Source organism: Agromyces italicus DSM 16388, assembly GCF_000421545.1.
Lineage (GTDB): Bacteria > Actinomycetota > Actinomycetes > Actinomycetales > Microbacteriaceae > Agromyces > Agromyces italicus.
Map to the genome: position 1 here is coordinate 125,020 of NZ_ATXF01000004.1, position 15,636 is coordinate 140,655.

A 15,636-nucleotide genomic window follows, 5' to 3' on the forward strand; every position below is an offset into this window, starting at 1 on the left:
CCTCATCCGAATGGCAGCAGCACGGCGCGAGGGAGCCCGCCGAGGAACAGGAAAGGCGAGACGTACTCGCCGTCGAATCTGACGCCGAAGTGCACGCAGTCGCCCGCGCAGTGGCCGCCCTGCGAAGCGATGCCGATCGCGGTGCCCGCAGCGACCGTGTCGCCCGCCCCGACCGAGGGGTCGATCGGTTCGATCGCGCTCACGACGCCGTCGCCGTGGTCGACGGCGACCACGCCGCGGCCGGCGACCATGCCCGCGAAGCTCACGACCCCCGACTCCGCGGCGACGAGCGGGGCGCCGGGTTCGACCTCGAGGTCGACGCCCCGGTGGCCGGACGTGTACGGCGTCGGCGGGGCACGGAACGGCGAGACCACACGCACCGGCGGGGGAACCGGCCAGACCCACTGGACCGTCTCCACCCGATCGCTCTCGGCTCGAATGGCGGTCGAGCCGAGCCCGAAGGCGAGTGCAGCCGGCGGCGATATCGCGACGAGGGCTGCGAGCACGGCGAGCGTGAGCGTCGCCGCCGCGAGGGCGGAGGCGGCCGTGCGGTGACGACGGTGCGGGGTGCCGGGGTGCTGGAGACGGGTCATGCCCTCGATCGTGCGGCGACTGCGAGGCATCCGGCCGTGACCGACGCGCCGCCGTGGACGACCGATGCCGCCCGGCGGTTGGGGAGGAGGAGTGCCGATGGTAGAGTGTCCGGAGCGCCTCGCCTGTCGAGGTGACTACGCGTGCCCATTCGGCGACCGACTCCATTCAGTCCGACCCCTGAGATCTCAGGGCGACGGCGGAGCCGTGCCGGGCACCAGGGCTCCCGGCCGCCGGCCGGTTGCGACAACTGAGAACAGAAGGAGAACGGCTCATGGCCGTCGTCACCATTCGCCAGCTGCTCGACAGCGGCGTGCACTTCGGGCACCAGACCCGCCGTTGGAACCCGAAGATGAAGCGCTTCATCTTCACCGAGCGTTCCGGCATCTACATCATCGACCTGCAGCAGTCGCTCGCCTTCATCGACAAGGCGTACGACTTCGTCCGCGAGACGGTCGCCCACGGCGGCACCATCCTCTTCGTCGGCACGAAGAAGCAGGCCCAGGAGTCCATCGCCGAGCAGGCGACCCGCGTCGGCCAGCCCTACGTCAACCAGCGTTGGCTCGGCGGCCTCCTCACCAACTTCCAGACGGTCTCCAAGCGCCTCGCGCGCATGAAGGAGCTCGAGGAGCTCGACTTCGAGGGCACCACGAGCGGCTTCACCAAGAAGGAGCTCCTCATCAAGAAGCGCGAGCTCGACAAGCTGCACAAGTCGCTCGGCGGCATCCGCAACCTGTCGAAGACTCCGTCGGCGCTCTGGGTGGTCGACACCAAGAAGGAGCACCTCGCGATCGACGAGGCCAAGAAGCTCGGCATCCCCGTCATCGGCATCCTCGACACCAACTGCGACCCCGACGAGGTCCAGTACCCGATCCCGGGCAACGACGACGCGATCCGCTCGGTGAGCCTGCTCACCCGCATCATCGCCGACGCCGCGGCCGAGGGCCTCATCGAGCGCCACCAGAAGCCCGAAGAGGCCGGCAACGTCTCGGCCGTCGAGCCGCTCGCCGAGTGGGAGCAGGAGCTCCTCCAGCAGGGCGCCGCGACCGAGAAGACGGTCGAGACCGAGGCCGCGGCCGAGGCGGAGGCCGCAGAGGTCGTCGACGAGGCTGCGGCCGAGATCGCAGCGACCGAGTCGGTCGCCGACGTCGAGGGCGCCGAGGCTGCGGCCGAGGTCGTCGCCGACGAGACCGCCACTCCCGCCGAATAAGTCCGAAGGAGACAGCCACACATGGCAATCAGCATCGCTGACATCAAGGCCCTGCGCGAGCAGCTCGGCACGGGCATGGTCGACACGAAGAAGGCGCTCGAGGAGGCCGACGGCGACCTCGAGAAGGCCACGGAGATCCTGCGTCTGAAGGGCGCGAAGGGCAACGCGAAGCGCGCCGACCGCTCGACGAGCGAAGGTCTCGTCGCCGCGAAGGAGTCGCCCGCCGGCTACACGATGATCCAGCTCGCCTGCGAGACCGACTTCGTCGCGAAGAACGAGAAGTTCGTCGCGCTCGCCGAGAAGGTGCTCGACGCGGTCGCCGCGGCCGGTGCCGCCGACGTCGCGTCGGCCCTCGCCGCGCCCGTCGACGGCCAGACCGTCGGCGAGGTCATCGACGAGCAGGCTGCGATCCTGGGCGAGAAGGTCGAGCTCGCGAAGGCCGTCACCCTGCCGGGCGACGAGTTCGCGGTCTACCTGCACAAGACCTCGAAGGACCTGCCGCCGCAGATCGGCGTGGTCGTCGCCTACTCGGGCGCCGACGCCGAGACCGCTCGCGCGGTCGCGCAGCACATCGCGATGTTCGACCCGCAGTACCTCACTCGTGAGGACGTGCCGGCCGAGCTCGTCGAGAAGGAGCGCGACATCGTCACCGAGATCAGCCGCAACGAGGGCAAGCCCGAGGCGATGCTCGAGAAGATCGTCGACGGCCGACTCACCGGCTTCTTCAAGCAGATCGTGCTGCTCGAGCAGGGCTACGCCCGCGACGACAAGCAGCAGGTCAAGAAGGTGCTGGAGGACGCCGGTCTCACCGTGACCGGGTTCGCCCGCTTCAAGGCCACGGCGTAACACCTTGGCGAGGGAGCTCGGATCGTTCAGTCGATCCGGGCTCCCTTTTCCATGCGCGGATGCTCCGGCGCAGGCGTCCTTCGACGGCTGCGCGCCGCGCGCATCTCGCCCGGCAGTGCGCCGGGGCGAGGCGAAGCACTAGTTTTGACACGGGTACCGGAAGGACGGGCGGGGATGACGGAACGCAAGCGCAGAGTGATGCTGAAGCTCTCAGGAGAGGCGTTCGGCGGGGGAGCACTCGGGGTCAACCCCGATGTCGTGAGCGCCCTCGCCCGAGAGATCGCCGATGCGGCGAAGACCGTCGAGGTCGCGATCGTGGTCGGCGGCGGCAACTTCTTCCGCGGCGCCGAGCTCAGCCAGCGCGGCATGGACCGCGGCCGAGCCGACTACATGGGCATGCTCGGCACGGTGATGAACTCGCTCGCTCTCCAGGACTTCCTCGAGCAGGCGGGCGCCGAGACGCGCGTGCAGTCGGCGATCTCGATGACGCAGGTCGCCGAGCCGTACATCCCGCGCCGCGCCGAGCGCCATCTCGAGAAGGGCCGGGTCGTGATCTTCGGCGCGGGTGCGGGGCTTCCGTACTTCTCGACCGACACGGTCGCGGCGCAGCGTGCGCTGGAGATCGACGCCGAGGTCGTGCTCGTCGCCAAGAACGGCGTCGACGGCGTGTACTCCGACGACCCGCGCACCAACCCCGAGGCGACGAAGATCGACCGGATCAGCTACCAGGAGGCCCTGCAGCGCGGCCTCAAGGTCGTCGACTCGACCGCGTTCAGCCTGTGCATGGACAACGGCATGCCGATGCAGGTGTTCGGCATGACCCCCGCCGGAAATGTGACCGCTGCGATCCTCGGCGCCGAGCTCGGCACCGTCGTGAGCAACGGCGTGGAGCCGAGCAGTCGATAGACTGGCCCGAGTAGCGAACCGTAAGGAGTTCCCGTGATCGCGGATGTACTTTCCGATGCCACCACTCGCATGCAGAAGGCGGTCGAGGTCGCCAAGGACGACTTCGCCACCGTGCGGACGGGGCGGGCGAACCCCCAGCTCTTCCAGAAGATCATGGTGAGCTACTACGGCACGCCCACGCCGCTCGCGCAGCTCGCCTCGCTCCAGAACCCCGAGGCGCGCACGCTCGTCGTCACCCCGTACGACAAGGGTGCGATGAAGGACATCGAGCAGGCCATCCGCGACATGCCGAACCTCGGGGCGAACCCGACGAACGACGGCAGTCTCATTCGCGTCACCCTGCCCGAGCTCACCGAGGACCGCCGCAAGGAGTTCGTCAAGATCGTGCGCTCGAAGGGCGAGGACGCGAAGGTCGCCGTGCGCAACATCCGTCGCAAGGCGAAGGACGACCTCGACGCGCTGAAGGGCGAGGTCGGCGACGACGAGGTGGCGCGCGGCGAGAAGGAGCTCGAGCAGATCACCAAGTCGAACGTCGACGCGATCGACGAGGCGCTCAAGCGCAAGGAAGCCGAACTCCTCGAGGTCTGAGGGAGCGAGATGTCAGGCGTCCCAGAAGAGGGCCAGGCGGACGCCGGGGGGCAAGAACGGACCGCGCGTGGCGAGTTCCGCGCCCAGGTGAACGCACGCAAGGCCGACCTCGAGCGTCAGTTCGAGGCATCCAAAGCGCAGTTCGACGAGGCGCAGGAGAAGATCAACGCGCGCACCGGTCGCAACCTGCTCGTGGCGATCCTCATCGGTCTCGTCTTCGGCGGCGCCGTGCTGCTGAGCCTCCTCGTCGTGAAAGAGCTCTTCATGCTCCTCGCGGTCGTGATCGCCGGTTTCGCGAGCTACGAGCTCGCGCAGGCGCTGCGGAAGGCCGACTACCGCGTTCCGCGCATCCCGACCGTCGTCGTCGCGGTCGCGGCCGTGCCGGTCGCATATTACGGCGGCGCCGGAGGGCAACTGCTCGCCGTGCTCGGCGGCATCGCGGTGGTCACGATCTGGCGACTCATCGAGCAGGGCGTTCCCCGACTTCGCACGGATGCACGGACACTCGTGCGCGACCTCGCTGCCGGGGCCTTCGTGCAGGGCTACGTGACCTTCCTGGCGACCTTCGCGGTGGTGCTCACCGCCGCAGACGGCGGCCAGTGGTGGACACTCGCGTTCATCGTGGCGGCCGTCGCCGCCGATACCGGCGCCTACGCCTTCGGGCTCATGTTCGGCAGGCACAAGATGGCGCCGGTGATCAGCCCGAAGAAGACCTGGGAGGGGTTCGCCGGAGGAGCCGCGACCAGCGTCGTCACGGGCCTCCTGATCTCACTGTTCCTGCTCGGCAACACCTGGTGGTTCGGGCTGCTGTTCGGCGCCGCGATCTTCCTCACCGCCACGCTCGGCGACCTCGTCGAATCGCTCATCAAGCGCGATATCGGCATCAAGGACATGAGCTCGTGGCTGCCCGGGCACGGCGGTTTCCTCGACCGTCTCGATTCGATCCTCCCGTCCGCGGCGGTCGCGTTCGTGGCGTTCCGGATCTTCGGGTGAGCGTGCGCGTGATCTTCCGGTGAGCGTGCGCGATACTGGTGCGGTGGATCCGACCTTCCCGATCGCCCGAAAGCCCCGCCTCGGCTACGACACCGCCCAGGTCGAGGAGTTCCTGCAGCGCGCCCGCCGCGCGTACGACGGCACCGCGCGCCCCGACGACGAGCCGCTGACGAGCGAACAGATCCGTCTCACGGCCTTCGCGATGCAGAAGCGCGGCTACTCGACCGATCACGTCGACGCGGCGCTCGCGCGCCTCGAGGACGCCTTCGCCGCGCAGGAGCGACAGGTGGCCGCGCGCCTCCACGGAGACGAGGCGTGGCTGCGTGAGGCTCGAATGACGGCGCAGGTCGTCTCGAACCGGCTCGCACGACCCGAGGGGGAGCGCTTCGAACGGATGAATCCCCTCGTGCTCGGGTACAGCGTGCGCGAGGTCGATCGCTTCTCCGATCGGCTGACGCGCTACTTCCGGGACGGCTGGCCGATCTCCGTCGAAGACGTCCGCTCCGTGGTCTTCGCGACGCAGCGGGGCGGCTACCGCGAGGCCCAGGTCGATCTCGTTCTCGACGCCGTCGTCGACGTGATGCTCGCCGTCCGATGACGTGCCGCGTCGCGTTCGACTGGCCCGGCCGTGCTCCGATACACTCATCGAATCGTGGGTAGACACAATGGAGCAGACGCAGCCGCACAGGCGCCGGTGACGAGGAGCCGACCCACCAGGGGGCCCGTCAAACAGGCCGCCTCGGTCCTCTTCGCGTTCTTCGCCGCCTCGGGTCTCGTGCTCGTCAACATCGTCGACCCGTACTCGGGTGCCACCGCCTCCGCCGAGTTCGCGTTCGACGGCGATCGCTTCGACGGCGAGGCCGCGCAGTCGGTCGCCGCCGGCACCGGTTACGAGGTCACGCTCGGCGGCCCCGAGAACTACGTCGTCGAGGAGAAGCCCGAGGTCGTGGTCGTCGCGGCCTCGTCGGAGGGTGGCTGGGCGCCGCCCGCGGTGACCCCAGATCCCGGCTCCGCGCAGGCGTATGCGGCGGGTGCCGTGGCCGCACGCGGCTGGGGCACCGGGGAGTTCGACTGCCTCGTCGCGCTCTGGAACAAGGAGTCCGGCTGGAACGTGAACGCCTACAATGCCGGCAGCGGTGCGTACGGCATCCCGCAGGCGCTGCCCGGCTCGAAGATGGCCACCGCCGGCGCCGACTGGGAGACCAACGCGGGAACCCAGATCGAATGGGGGCTCGGGTACATCTCGGGTCGCTACGGCACCCCGTGCGGCGCGTGGGGGCATTCCCAGTCCGTCGGCTGGTACTGAGTCCACCGTGGGCGAACGGGCGTCTCCCGTCGCCCTAGACTTGACGGCATGGCGCGTTCGAACCGATCTCGGGGTCGCGCTGCGCGAGCACGCGAAGGACACCCCGACCTCGACGTCGACCGCCTCACAGCCGGATGGCGACGCACCGAGGTGCACGCCGGTCGCGAGTGGAACGTCCAGCCCGTCTCCGAGGCACAGGCCCTCAAGGCCTACCTCTGCCCCGGTTGCGGGCTCGAGGTCGCACCCGGCGTCGCGCACCTCGTCGCCTGGCGCGCCGACGGCGTCCTCGGCGATGCCGCTGATCTCGCGGGGCGACGGCACTGGCACACGCACTGCTGGAGATTGGGCGCACGGTGAGCGGAACAGACGAATCGATCGAGATCAGAGCGGGCGTCGAGCTTCCCGCCCGCCGCGAGGAGATCGAGTTGCGGACCAGCGACGGGCTGCGCCTCGTCGGCGAGCTGGCACTGCCGGCCGAACGCGCCCCGGTCGCGACGCTGGTGACGCTCCACCCGCTGCCGACCGCCGGCGGGTTCATGGACTCGCACATCCTCCGCAAGGCGGCGGCGAGGCTTCCGGCGCTCGCCGATCTCGCCGTGCTGCGATTCAACACGCGCGGCACCGCGTCCGCCCGCGGGACGAGCGAGGGCTCCTTCGGCGAAGGACTCGCCGAGCGTGCCGATGTCGCCGCGGCGATGGCGTTCGTCGCCGAGCGGGGGCTGCCGCATCCCTGGCTCGTCGGCTGGTCGTTCGGAACGGAGCTCGCGCTGAAGTACGGGCTCGACCACGGCATCGACGGCGCGATCCTGCTCTCGCCGCCGCTCCACCGCACGAGCGACGGAGAGCTCGCCCGCTGGCGCGACGCGGCGCCGGCACTCGTCGCGCTCATTCCCGAGCACGACGACTACTTGAAGCCCGCCGAGGCCGCCGAGCGGTTCGCGGGGTTGCCCCGTCTGCGCCGCATCGACGTCGCGGGCGGGCGTCACCTCTGGGTGGGGGAGACGCAGACGAGGCGCGTGCTCGATGAGATCGTGTCCGTGGTGAATCCGGCAGCGGCGCCGCTGCCGACGCGGTGGCCGACGTACGACGCGGCCGTGCGCGAGTGACCGCGGGCGACTAGCGTTCGTTCTGCCGCGGGATCACGACCTGCTTGATGATCAGCAGGAGCGCTGCGGCGACCGGGATCGCGACGAGCGCCCCGAGGACGCCGCCGAGCGCACCGCCCGCGAGCGCCGCGATGACGACGAGGGCACCGGGCACCTTGACCGCGCGGTTCATGATGCGCGGGCTCAGCACGTACGCCTCGACCTGCATGTAGATCACGTAGTAGATGGCGGCGGCGAGTGCGGTGAGCGGCGAGCCGATCGTCGGAATGAGGCAGACGAGCACGATGATGATCGAGCCCGTGAGGGTGCCGACGAGGGGCACGAGCGAGAACATGAATGCGAGGAACGCGAGGACCGCGGTGAACGGCGCACCGATGATCGAGAGGTAGACGAAGCTCAGCGCCCCGTTGACGGCGGCGAGCGACACCTGCCCGAGCACGAATCGGCCGACCGACTGGGTGATCTGTTCGGTGAGGTCGGCGAACCGGGCGCGCTTCGAGGCCGGCACCAACTGGTAGGTCGCCCGCTTCATCGTGTTGAGCGACGCCGCGAAGTAGAGCATCAGGATGAAGACGATGATGACGGCGAACACCCCGGTGCCGATCGCCACGGCGGCCTGCAGCACCCCTCCGGCGAGTTCGGAGAGCTTGTCGGGGTTCGTGAAGAAATCGGTGAGCGCCGCAGTCACCTGCTCGGCGATCTCTTCGACCTTGAGCAGCGGGAACTGCTCCTGGAGGTACTCGAGCCAGTCCTGGGAGCTCACCTGTCGGACGATCCGAGGGATCTCGTCGATGATGTCGCTGATCTGCTCGACGATCGTCGGGACGACCGCGAGCACCAGCCCGGCAACGATGAGCCCGACCCCGCTCATCGCGATGAGGATCGCCGACCAACGCGGAAGCCCTCGGCGCTCGAGCCAGCTGATCGCCGGATCGAGCCCGAGGGCCAGGAAGAGGGCTGCTCCGATGTAGGTGATGATCGCCGAAAGGCTGACGATCGACGTCAGGATGAAGAGTCCGACGCCGACGCCGAGCGTGCCGACGAGCCCGATGCGGAACGCGTTCTGGATCTTCATGGAACCTGCGCGCTCCTTACGGCTCGACTACTTCGTGTCGGCGGCGATCTGCTCTGCCTGGGTCAGCACGCCGCGCAGGCTCTCGAAGTAGCCGGCGACCGCGTCGCGCTCGATCCTAATCTGCGAGAGGCGGTCTTCCGCGTCCGCCACGAGGGCGCGTGTGCGTTCCTCGGCATCCGCGATGAGCTTGCGCGCCTGGTCGTGCGCGGCGGCGACGCGCTCGCGTGCCTCCTCGTCGGCCCTGTCGCGGACTCCGGCGATCTCGGCGCGCACCTCGGTCTCGAGGCGCTCGGCCTCCGCGCGGCTCGCCGCCGTGCGGGCGACGGCCTCGGCGAGTTCGGCGTTCGCGTCCTCGAGGAACTGCTGAGTCTGGGCGACGGCCTCCTGGTGCGCCGCGAGGCGCTCCTGCTCGGACTCGTCGCGCTTCGCAGTGAGTTCGGACTCGAGGTCGAGGTGCGACTTCTCGATCTCGCGACGCATGCGGTTCACCTCGTGCGTGGTCTTCTTCCGCATCGCGGTGAGCTGGTTGTCGAGATCGATGCGCGACTGCTCGGACTCGGCGTCGAAGTCGGCTCGTGCCTGCTCCTGCTCGAGGGCGAGGTCGGCGCGCATCTGGTCGAGGTCGGCGGCGTGCTTCGCGCGAATGCGCTCGAGTTCGTGCTGGAGCTTCAGGCGCGCGGCTTCGGCCTCGCGGTCGAGGTCGACCTTGGCCTGCTCGCGCTGTTCGGCGAGTTCGGCGCGGCTGCCGGCGAGTTCGCGGTCGAGGTCCGTGCGGGCTTGTTCGAGTTCGTGGACGAGGGAGGCGCGACGTTCGGCGATCTCGGCGTCGATGCCGGCGCGGGCCTCGGCCGATTCGCGCTCGAGGTCGAGCTTGGACTGCTCGGTCTCGCGGGTGAGGTCGATCCGCGCCTGCTCGGTCTCCTTCGCGAGCTCGGCGCGTGCGCGGTCGAGTTCGATCGCGACCTCGGCTCGGGTCTGTTCGGTCTCCTGGGTGAGGCCGGCCGCGGTCGCCCGGGCCTCGCTCGCCTCGGCGTTCGCGGCGACGAGGATCTCGGAGGACTTCCGCTCGGCGGCCGAGACGAGCGCGGCGGATTCGCGCTTCGCGGTCGTGCGCAGCTCGGCGGTCTCGGTCGCGACGGCGCCGCGGATCGCCGCGGCATCGCGCGCGGCGTCCTGTCGGAGCTGCTCGCTCGTCTCGTGGGCGCGGGCGACCATGTCGTCGGCTTCGGCGCGAGCGTTCTCGAGCATGCGGTTGGCCTGGGCGCGCGTCTCGGTGAGCGTGCGCTCGGCGAGTTCGTGCGCGTCGGAACGCATGAGGTGCGCCTCGTCCTCGGCGGCGCGGCGGAGCTTCTCGGCGTCGATGTCGGCCTGGGCGATGAGCCGGGTCGACTGCTCTTCGGCGACGCGCAGGGTGTTCTCGAGCTTGGTGCCGAGGCCCGAGAAGGTCGGGCTGCCGACCTCTTCGAGTTCTGCGGTCAGCTCTTCGATTCGCGCGAGCAGGCGCTTGTTCTCTTTCACCGAGTCCGACGACTGGTTGTTCGCGGTGATGATGTCGCGACGAAGGCCGTTGATGGCCTTGTCGACCTCGTCCTTGTCGTATCCACGGAACACCTGTGTGAACTCGGTCTCTTCGACGGCCATGCTTCCTCCGGGTCGTGTCCCGCGTTTGTGGGGGCTCATGCGGGAATCGTTCCGATTGTACGGGGCTTCGGGGTACCGTGCGGTGCGGCCGCTGCCAGGGATCGGTGAGGCGACTCACAGACTCTGCCGGTAGTGTGGAATGTCTTTGTCGGATGCCGCCGTGCGCGGCTTTGGAGGTTGTTCGTGCGCTTCGCCCTCGCAATCGTGGCCTTCGTCGCCGCGGCCGTGATGATCGGGCTCGGCATCGCCCAACGCACGGTGTTCATGGAAGCCGATCGGGTGTCGATGTCGGCCGAGTCCGACGGCGAGAGCGCGTTCATGGTGATCGGGCCCGATGCGCTGGCCGCGAATCCCGGCAAGCAGGAGATCTCGGTGTCGGGCGACGGCCCGATCTTCATCTCGTACGGGCGCACCACCGATGTTCAGGCGTGGCTCGGTGAGATCCCCTACGAGTCGGTGCGCTACGACGCCGAAGAGAAGACGCTCGTGACCGAGTCGGTGACCGCTCCGCCCGCCGACGAGCCCGAGACCGCATCGCCCACCGACGAGCCGGAGACGTCGCCGACCGCGACCCCGGCGCCGACCGAGACGCCCGCGGCCACCGACGCCGCGCCCGACCCCGAGGCGCTCGCCGCCGCCACGCCCATCGGCTCCGACCTCTGGCTCGACGAGTTCACGGGGGAGCGATTCGTGACCACGACCATCGACGTCCCCGAGGGGATCTCCGTGCTCGTCGCCTCCGACGGTCTGTCGCCCGCGCCGACGCGCGTGTCGCTCGACTGGCCGACCGACACCGTGACCCCGTGGGCGGGGCCGCTCATCGTGGGCGGTGGCCTCGTCTTCCTCGTGGGGCTGGGGCTGCTCGCCTCCGGGTTCATCCGCCACAAGCGGTCGCGGGGACCGCGTCGCAACCTTCCCAAGGGGCCGCGCGGCCGCCTTCCGAGTGCACCGAAACCCACGCGCAACCAGGTCGGCGGCAGCGGCGGGCGCCGTGCCGTCGGGCGTGCCAAGCGCGTCGTGATCGTCCCGGCGCTGCTCCTTCCCGCCCTCGCGCTCTCCGCGTGCTCCGCCGACTACTGGCCGAGCTTCGACGGCGACCAGGCTCCGGCGACGACGGCACCGGCGACCCCGGTCACCACCGCCGACGCCGAGGAGGAGACCGATCCCGAGGCGCCGGCCGTCGAGCCCGCGGTGACGGTGCCGCAGATGGAGCGCATCATGCGCCGACTCGCGGTCTTCACGGGCGAGGTCGACGAGTCGCGCGACGCCGACCTCGCCGCGGAACGCTTCGTCGGCCCGCCGCTCGAAGCCCGTGCAGCCAACTACACGATCAGGGGCAAGCTCGAAGATCACCCGCTTCCGCCTGCGATTCCGGCCTCGCCCCTGACCCTGACGCTCCCGCAGCAGTCGACAGGCTGGCCTCGCACGGTGCTCACGATCGCGAAGAACGCCGACGACGAGACGATCGCACCCACGGCGCTCGTGCTCGTGCAGGAGACTCCGCGCGAGAACTACCACGTCATCTCCCAGACCGCGCTCGTTCCCGACACCGACGTGCCCGAGGTCGCTCCGGCCTCGATCGGCGCTCCGCCCATCTCGCCCGAGTACAAGGGTCTCGTGATGCCCACCGGCGAGGTCGCGGCGGCGTACGCCGATATCCTGCAGAACGGGGCCGAGAGCACCTTCGCCCCGATGTTCGCGCTCGACGACTCCGATCTCGACGAGGCGCTCAATGCCGCGAGCCGTAAGAAGGCGGCCGAGTCCGAGAACCCGACGGCGACGCTCACGGTGTCGACGGCGGCCGGCTCGATGCCGCCGATCTCCTTCGGCACGATCGACGCAGGGGCGATCGTCGCGGTCGACGTGCGCCGCGGCGAGAAGAGCGTGCCCAACGACGGAGGCACCACCGGGTTCCAGGAGGGCGGCAGCGCCGCGGCGCTGTCGGGCTTCACCGAGCAGAGCGCGAAGGGGGTGTCGCGGGTCAGCGGCATCCAATTGCTCTTCTACGTCCCGGGCGTCAGCGCGGGTGAGAACGCGCAGATCCAACTCCTCGGCTGGTCCGAGAACCTGATTCAAGCTGCGGAGGTCAAGTGACGAACCCCATTCCTCCCTCGGGGGCCGCCCTTCGCGGGGCCGTCGACCTGTCGACGCTCGTGCAGCGACAGCAGACGGCCTCGACCCCGAGCGGCGCGCACGCACCGTCGTCGTCCGATCGCATCGTCGTCGAGACCGACGACACGGGCTTCGGCGCCGTCCTCGAACTCTCTCGCACCGTTCCCGTCGTCGTCGCGCTGTGGGCCTCATGGAGCGAACCGTCGCAGGCGCTCCTCGGCGCCCTCGAGCGCCTGGTTCGTGCCCGAGACGGACGGCTGATCCTCGCCGCGGCCGACGCCGACCGCAGTCCGCAGCTCGTGCAGGCGTTCCAGGCACAGGCGATTCCGACGGTCGTCGCGCTCGTCGCGGGGCAGCCGGTGCCGCTCTTCGCGGGCGAGCAGCCCGACGAGGTCATCTCGCAGCTCTTCGACCAGTTGCTCGAACTCGGTGCCCAGCACGGGGTGTCGGGTCGGGTCGAGGCGGGCGACGGCGAAGCGGAGCAGTCTGCGCCCGAGCCCGTCGAGACGCCGCTGCCGCCGCTCCACCAGGAGGCCTACGAGGCGATCGAACGGCGCGACTACGATGCGGCCGCAGCCGCGTACCGCACCGCCATCGCGCAGGATCCGCGCGACACCCTCGCGGTCGCCGGACTCGCCCAGGCGAACCTCCTCGGCAGGCTCGCGGGCAAGACCCTCGACGAGATCCGTCAGGCGGCCGCCGCGGCACCCGACGACCTGGCCGCGCAGCTCGACGTCGTCGATCTCGATGTCTCGGGCGGTCATGTCGACGACGCCTTCGATCGGCTCCTCACGATGTTCCCCTCGCTCGACGCCGACGGGCAGAGACTCGTGCGCGAGCGGCTCGTCGAGCTGTTCGAGGTCGTCGGCACCGATGACGCGCGCGTGGCGACGGCCCGCCGCCGCCTCGCGAGCCTCCTCTACTGACGGAACCCCGCCAGCGAGGCGCACGCCACGATTTCGGAGATCTGCCCCGATTCGGGTCCATGGGGATGCTCCGCTCCGAAGTCGTGGCGATCGCCGACGTTGTGGTGGGCGGCCTCGTGCTGAACCGCGCCGCTCAATCCTCCAACTCGAACCACACCGCGCCGAGCGGCGGCAGCGCGAACGTCGCCGAGGCGGGCCGTCCGGCCCACGGCACGGGTTCGGTTTCGACACCGTCGAGGTTGCCGACGCCCGAGCCGCCGAACTCCGCGGCATCCGAATTCAGCACCTCGCGCCACCGGCCTTCGAACGGCAGACCGAGTCGGAAGCGCTCGTGGGGCCGCCCCGCGAAGTTCACGATGCAGAGCAACGGCCGTCGCTCGCGGTCGTAGCGCAGGAACGCGAGCACGTTCTCGGCCGCGGCGCCGCCCTCGACCCATTCGAAGCCCGCGGCGTCGTCGTCGAGCTGCCACAGCGCGGCCGTCTCGCGGTAGCGTCGATTCAGTGCGCCCACGAACTCGGCGAGCTGACGATGCGACGGCTGGTCGAGGATCCACCAGTCGAGGCCGCGCTCCTCGCTCCACTCGCTGAGCTGGCCGAACTCCTGGCCCATGAACAGCAGCTGCTTGCCGGGGTGCGCCCACATGAACGCGAGGTAGGCGCGCACGTTGGCGAGCTGCTGCCAGTGATCGCCCGGCATCTTGCGGACGAGCGAGCCCTTGCCGTGCACGACCTCGTCGTGCGAGATCGGCAGGATGAAGTGCTCGCTGAACGCGTAGAGGAACGAGAAGGTCAGCTCGTGGTGATGGTGCGCCCGATGCATCGGCTCCGTCTGGATGTACTCGAGCGAGTCGTGCATCCAGCCCATGTTCCACTTGTAGCCGAAGCCGAGGCCGCCTGAGCTCGTGGGCGCGGTGACCCCGGGCCACGAGGTCGACTCTTCCGCGATCATGACGATGCCGGGGTTGCGCTTGTACGCGGTCGCGGTCGCCTCCTGGAGGAATGCGACCGCCTCCAGGTGCTCGCGCCCGCCGTGCACGTTCGGCAGCCATTCACCCTCGGCACGCGAATAGTCGAGGTAGAGCATGGACGCCACGGCGTCGACCCGGAGGCCGTCGACGTGCAGCTCTTCCAGCCAGAACAGGGCGTTCGCGACGAGGAAGTTGCGCACCCGGGGGTTGCCGTAATCGAAGACGAGGGTGCCCCAGTCCTTCTGCTCGCCGCGCCGGGGGTCGGCGTGCTCGTAGAGCGCTTCGCCGTCGAAGCGGGCGAGCGCCCACTCGTCCTTCGGGAAGTGCCCCGGCACCCAGTCCATGATCACGCCGATGCCCGCTTGGTGCAGGCGGTCGATGAGGTGCCTGAGGTCGTCGGGGGAGCCGAAACGGCTGGTCACGGCGTAGTAGCCCGTCACCTGGTAGCCCCACGACCCGCCGAAGGGATGCTCCGCGAGGGGCATGAACTCGACGTGCGTGCAGCCCAGCCAGTCGAGGTACTCGATGAGTTCATCGGCGATGTCGCGGTAGCCCTTGCCGGGGCGCCATGAGCCGAGGTGCAGCTCGTAGATCGACATGGGGCGCTCGTGCGCGTTCGTCACGGCGCGGAGCGACATCCACTCGCCGTCGCCCCACTCGTACGCGGTGACGTCGACGATCGAGGCGGTCGCGGGCGCCTGTTCGGCGCGGCGGGCCATGGGGTCGGCCTTCATGGTCCACTCGCCGGCGCGCGTGAGGATCTCGAACTTGTAGCGCGCACCCGGCTCGAGCTCGGGCACGAAGAGCTCCCAGACGCCGCTCCGCCCCATGCTGCGCATCGCATGCCCGGCGCCGTCCCAGCGGTTGAAGTCGCCCACGACCCGCACGGCCCGTGCGCGTGGTGCCCAGACGGTGAACGCCGTGCCGCTGATCGAGGCCGAGACGCCCCAATGCTCCCGGTGCGTGGCACCGAGTGCCTGCCAGAGTTGTTCGTGTCTGCCCTCCCCGATCAGGTGGAGGTCGAGCTCGCCGATCGTCGGGGCGAAGCGGTACGGGTCGTCGGCGAGCCACTCCCCGCCATCGGCGTAGCGTGCGCGGATCAGGTAGTCGCAGGGGCCGAAGTCGCCCGCGCCGGCCCAGATGCCGTGTCCGACGTGCTCGAGCGCGAGGGTCTCGCCGCCGGCGAGGATCGCGTCGACCGAGTCGGCGAGCGGGCGACGGGTGCGGATCGCGGAGAACGGTCCGGGCTCGGCCACGCGCGCGAAGCCGTGCTGCCCGAGGACGGAGTGCGGGTCGGCATGGCGACCCTCGGCGACGGCGGCGAGCACCTCGCCATCGACGTCGGGTGCGGCGATCGGTTCAGGCATC

General features: G+C 69.8%; 15 protein-coding genes. 11 read left to right on the forward strand and 4 right to left on the reverse strand.

Annotation, left to right across the window (positions count from 1 at the left end; genetic code table 11):
• Positions 1-2: 2 nt before the first annotated feature.
• A complete protein-coding gene (locus H516_RS0100955; RefSeq protein ID WP_026378271.1) occupies positions 3-593 on the reverse strand; it encodes a M23 family metallopeptidase in 591 nt (196 codons plus the stop codon).
• Positions 594-865: 272 nt separating this feature from the next.
• Here H516_RS0100955 and rpsB point away from each other — a divergent pair, with 272 nt between their 5' ends.
• The 9 genes from rpsB (at position 866) to H516_RS0101000 (ending at position 7,546) form a co-directional block, all read left to right on the forward strand.
• Positions 866-1,801, forward strand: a complete 936-nt coding sequence (gene rpsB / locus H516_RS0100960) for a 30S ribosomal protein S2 (protein WP_022887860.1) — start codon at positions 866-868, stop codon at positions 1,799-1,801.
• A 21-nt stretch (positions 1,802-1,822) separates the two neighbouring features.
• Positions 1,823-2,647: a translation elongation factor Ts gene (tsf, locus tag H516_RS0100965; protein ID WP_022887861.1), complete on the forward strand. Its 825-nt coding sequence runs from the start codon at positions 1,823-1,825 to the stop codon at positions 2,645-2,647.
• Between the two features lie 174 nt (positions 2,648-2,821).
• Complete coding sequence (gene pyrH / locus H516_RS0100970) at positions 2,822-3,553, forward strand: UMP kinase (protein WP_022887862.1); 732 nt, start codon at positions 2,822-2,824, stop codon at positions 3,551-3,553.
• Between the two features lie 33 nt (positions 3,554-3,586).
• A complete protein-coding gene (frr, locus tag H516_RS0100975; protein ID WP_022887863.1) occupies positions 3,587-4,141 on the forward strand; it encodes a ribosome recycling factor in 555 nt (184 codons plus the stop codon).
• 9 nt (positions 4,142-4,150) lie between these two features.
• Complete coding sequence (locus H516_RS17600; RefSeq protein WP_022887864.1) at positions 4,151-5,134, forward strand: phosphatidate cytidylyltransferase; 984 nt, start codon at positions 4,151-4,153, stop codon at positions 5,132-5,134.
• 43 nt (positions 5,135-5,177) lie between these two features.
• Positions 5,178-5,732: a DivIVA domain-containing protein gene (locus H516_RS0100985; protein WP_022887865.1), complete on the forward strand. Its 555-nt coding sequence runs from the start codon at positions 5,178-5,180 to the stop codon at positions 5,730-5,732.
• A 54-nt stretch (positions 5,733-5,786) separates the two neighbouring features.
• Complete coding sequence (locus tag H516_RS0100990) at positions 5,787-6,440, forward strand: aggregation-promoting factor C-terminal-like domain-containing protein (RefSeq protein WP_051138647.1); 654 nt, start codon at positions 5,787-5,789, stop codon at positions 6,438-6,440.
• Positions 6,441-6,488: 48 nt separating this feature from the next.
• Positions 6,489-6,797: a hypothetical protein gene (locus H516_RS0100995; RefSeq protein WP_022887867.1), complete on the forward strand. Its 309-nt coding sequence runs from the start codon at positions 6,489-6,491 to the stop codon at positions 6,795-6,797.
• 17 nt (positions 6,798-6,814) lie between these two features.
• Positions 6,815-7,546: an alpha/beta hydrolase gene (locus H516_RS0101000; protein WP_026378273.1), complete on the forward strand. Its 732-nt coding sequence runs from the start codon at positions 6,815-6,817 to the stop codon at positions 7,544-7,546.
• A gap of 10 nt (positions 7,547-7,556) precedes the next feature.
• Here H516_RS0101000 and H516_RS0101005 read toward each other — a convergent pair whose 3' ends face one another.
• Both H516_RS0101005 and H516_RS0101010 read right to left on the reverse strand, forming a co-directional pair.
• The gene (locus H516_RS0101005) at positions 7,557-8,621 is read right to left on the reverse strand and encodes an AI-2E family transporter (RefSeq protein ID WP_022887869.1); all 1,065 of its coding nucleotides are present in this window, start codon (positions 8,619-8,621) and stop codon (positions 7,557-7,559) included.
• Positions 8,622-8,648: 27 nt separating this feature from the next.
• Positions 8,649-10,262 (reverse strand): DivIVA domain-containing protein, encoded by a 1,614-nt coding sequence (locus H516_RS0101010; protein WP_022887870.1) that lies wholly within the window; start codon positions 10,260-10,262, stop codon positions 8,649-8,651.
• A gap of 183 nt (positions 10,263-10,445) precedes the next feature.
• Here H516_RS0101010 and H516_RS0101015 point away from each other — a divergent pair, with 183 nt between their 5' ends.
• Positions 10,446-12,356 (forward strand): hypothetical protein, encoded by a 1,911-nt coding sequence (locus tag H516_RS0101015; RefSeq protein WP_026378274.1) that lies wholly within the window; start codon positions 10,446-10,448, stop codon positions 12,354-12,356.
• On the forward strand, positions 12,353-13,300 hold the full coding sequence (locus H516_RS0101020; protein ID WP_022887872.1) for a tetratricopeptide repeat protein: 948 nt from the start codon (positions 12,353-12,355) through the stop codon (positions 13,298-13,300). The genes H516_RS0101015 and H516_RS0101020 overlap by 4 nt, the downstream gene beginning before the upstream one ends.
• 133 nt (positions 13,301-13,433) lie before the next feature.
• Here H516_RS0101020 and glgB read toward each other — a convergent pair whose 3' ends face one another.
• A complete protein-coding gene (glgB, locus tag H516_RS0101025) occupies positions 13,434-15,635 on the reverse strand; it encodes a 1,4-alpha-glucan branching protein GlgB (RefSeq protein ID WP_022887873.1) in 2,202 nt (733 codons plus the stop codon).
• Position 15,636: the final 1 nt, after the last annotated feature.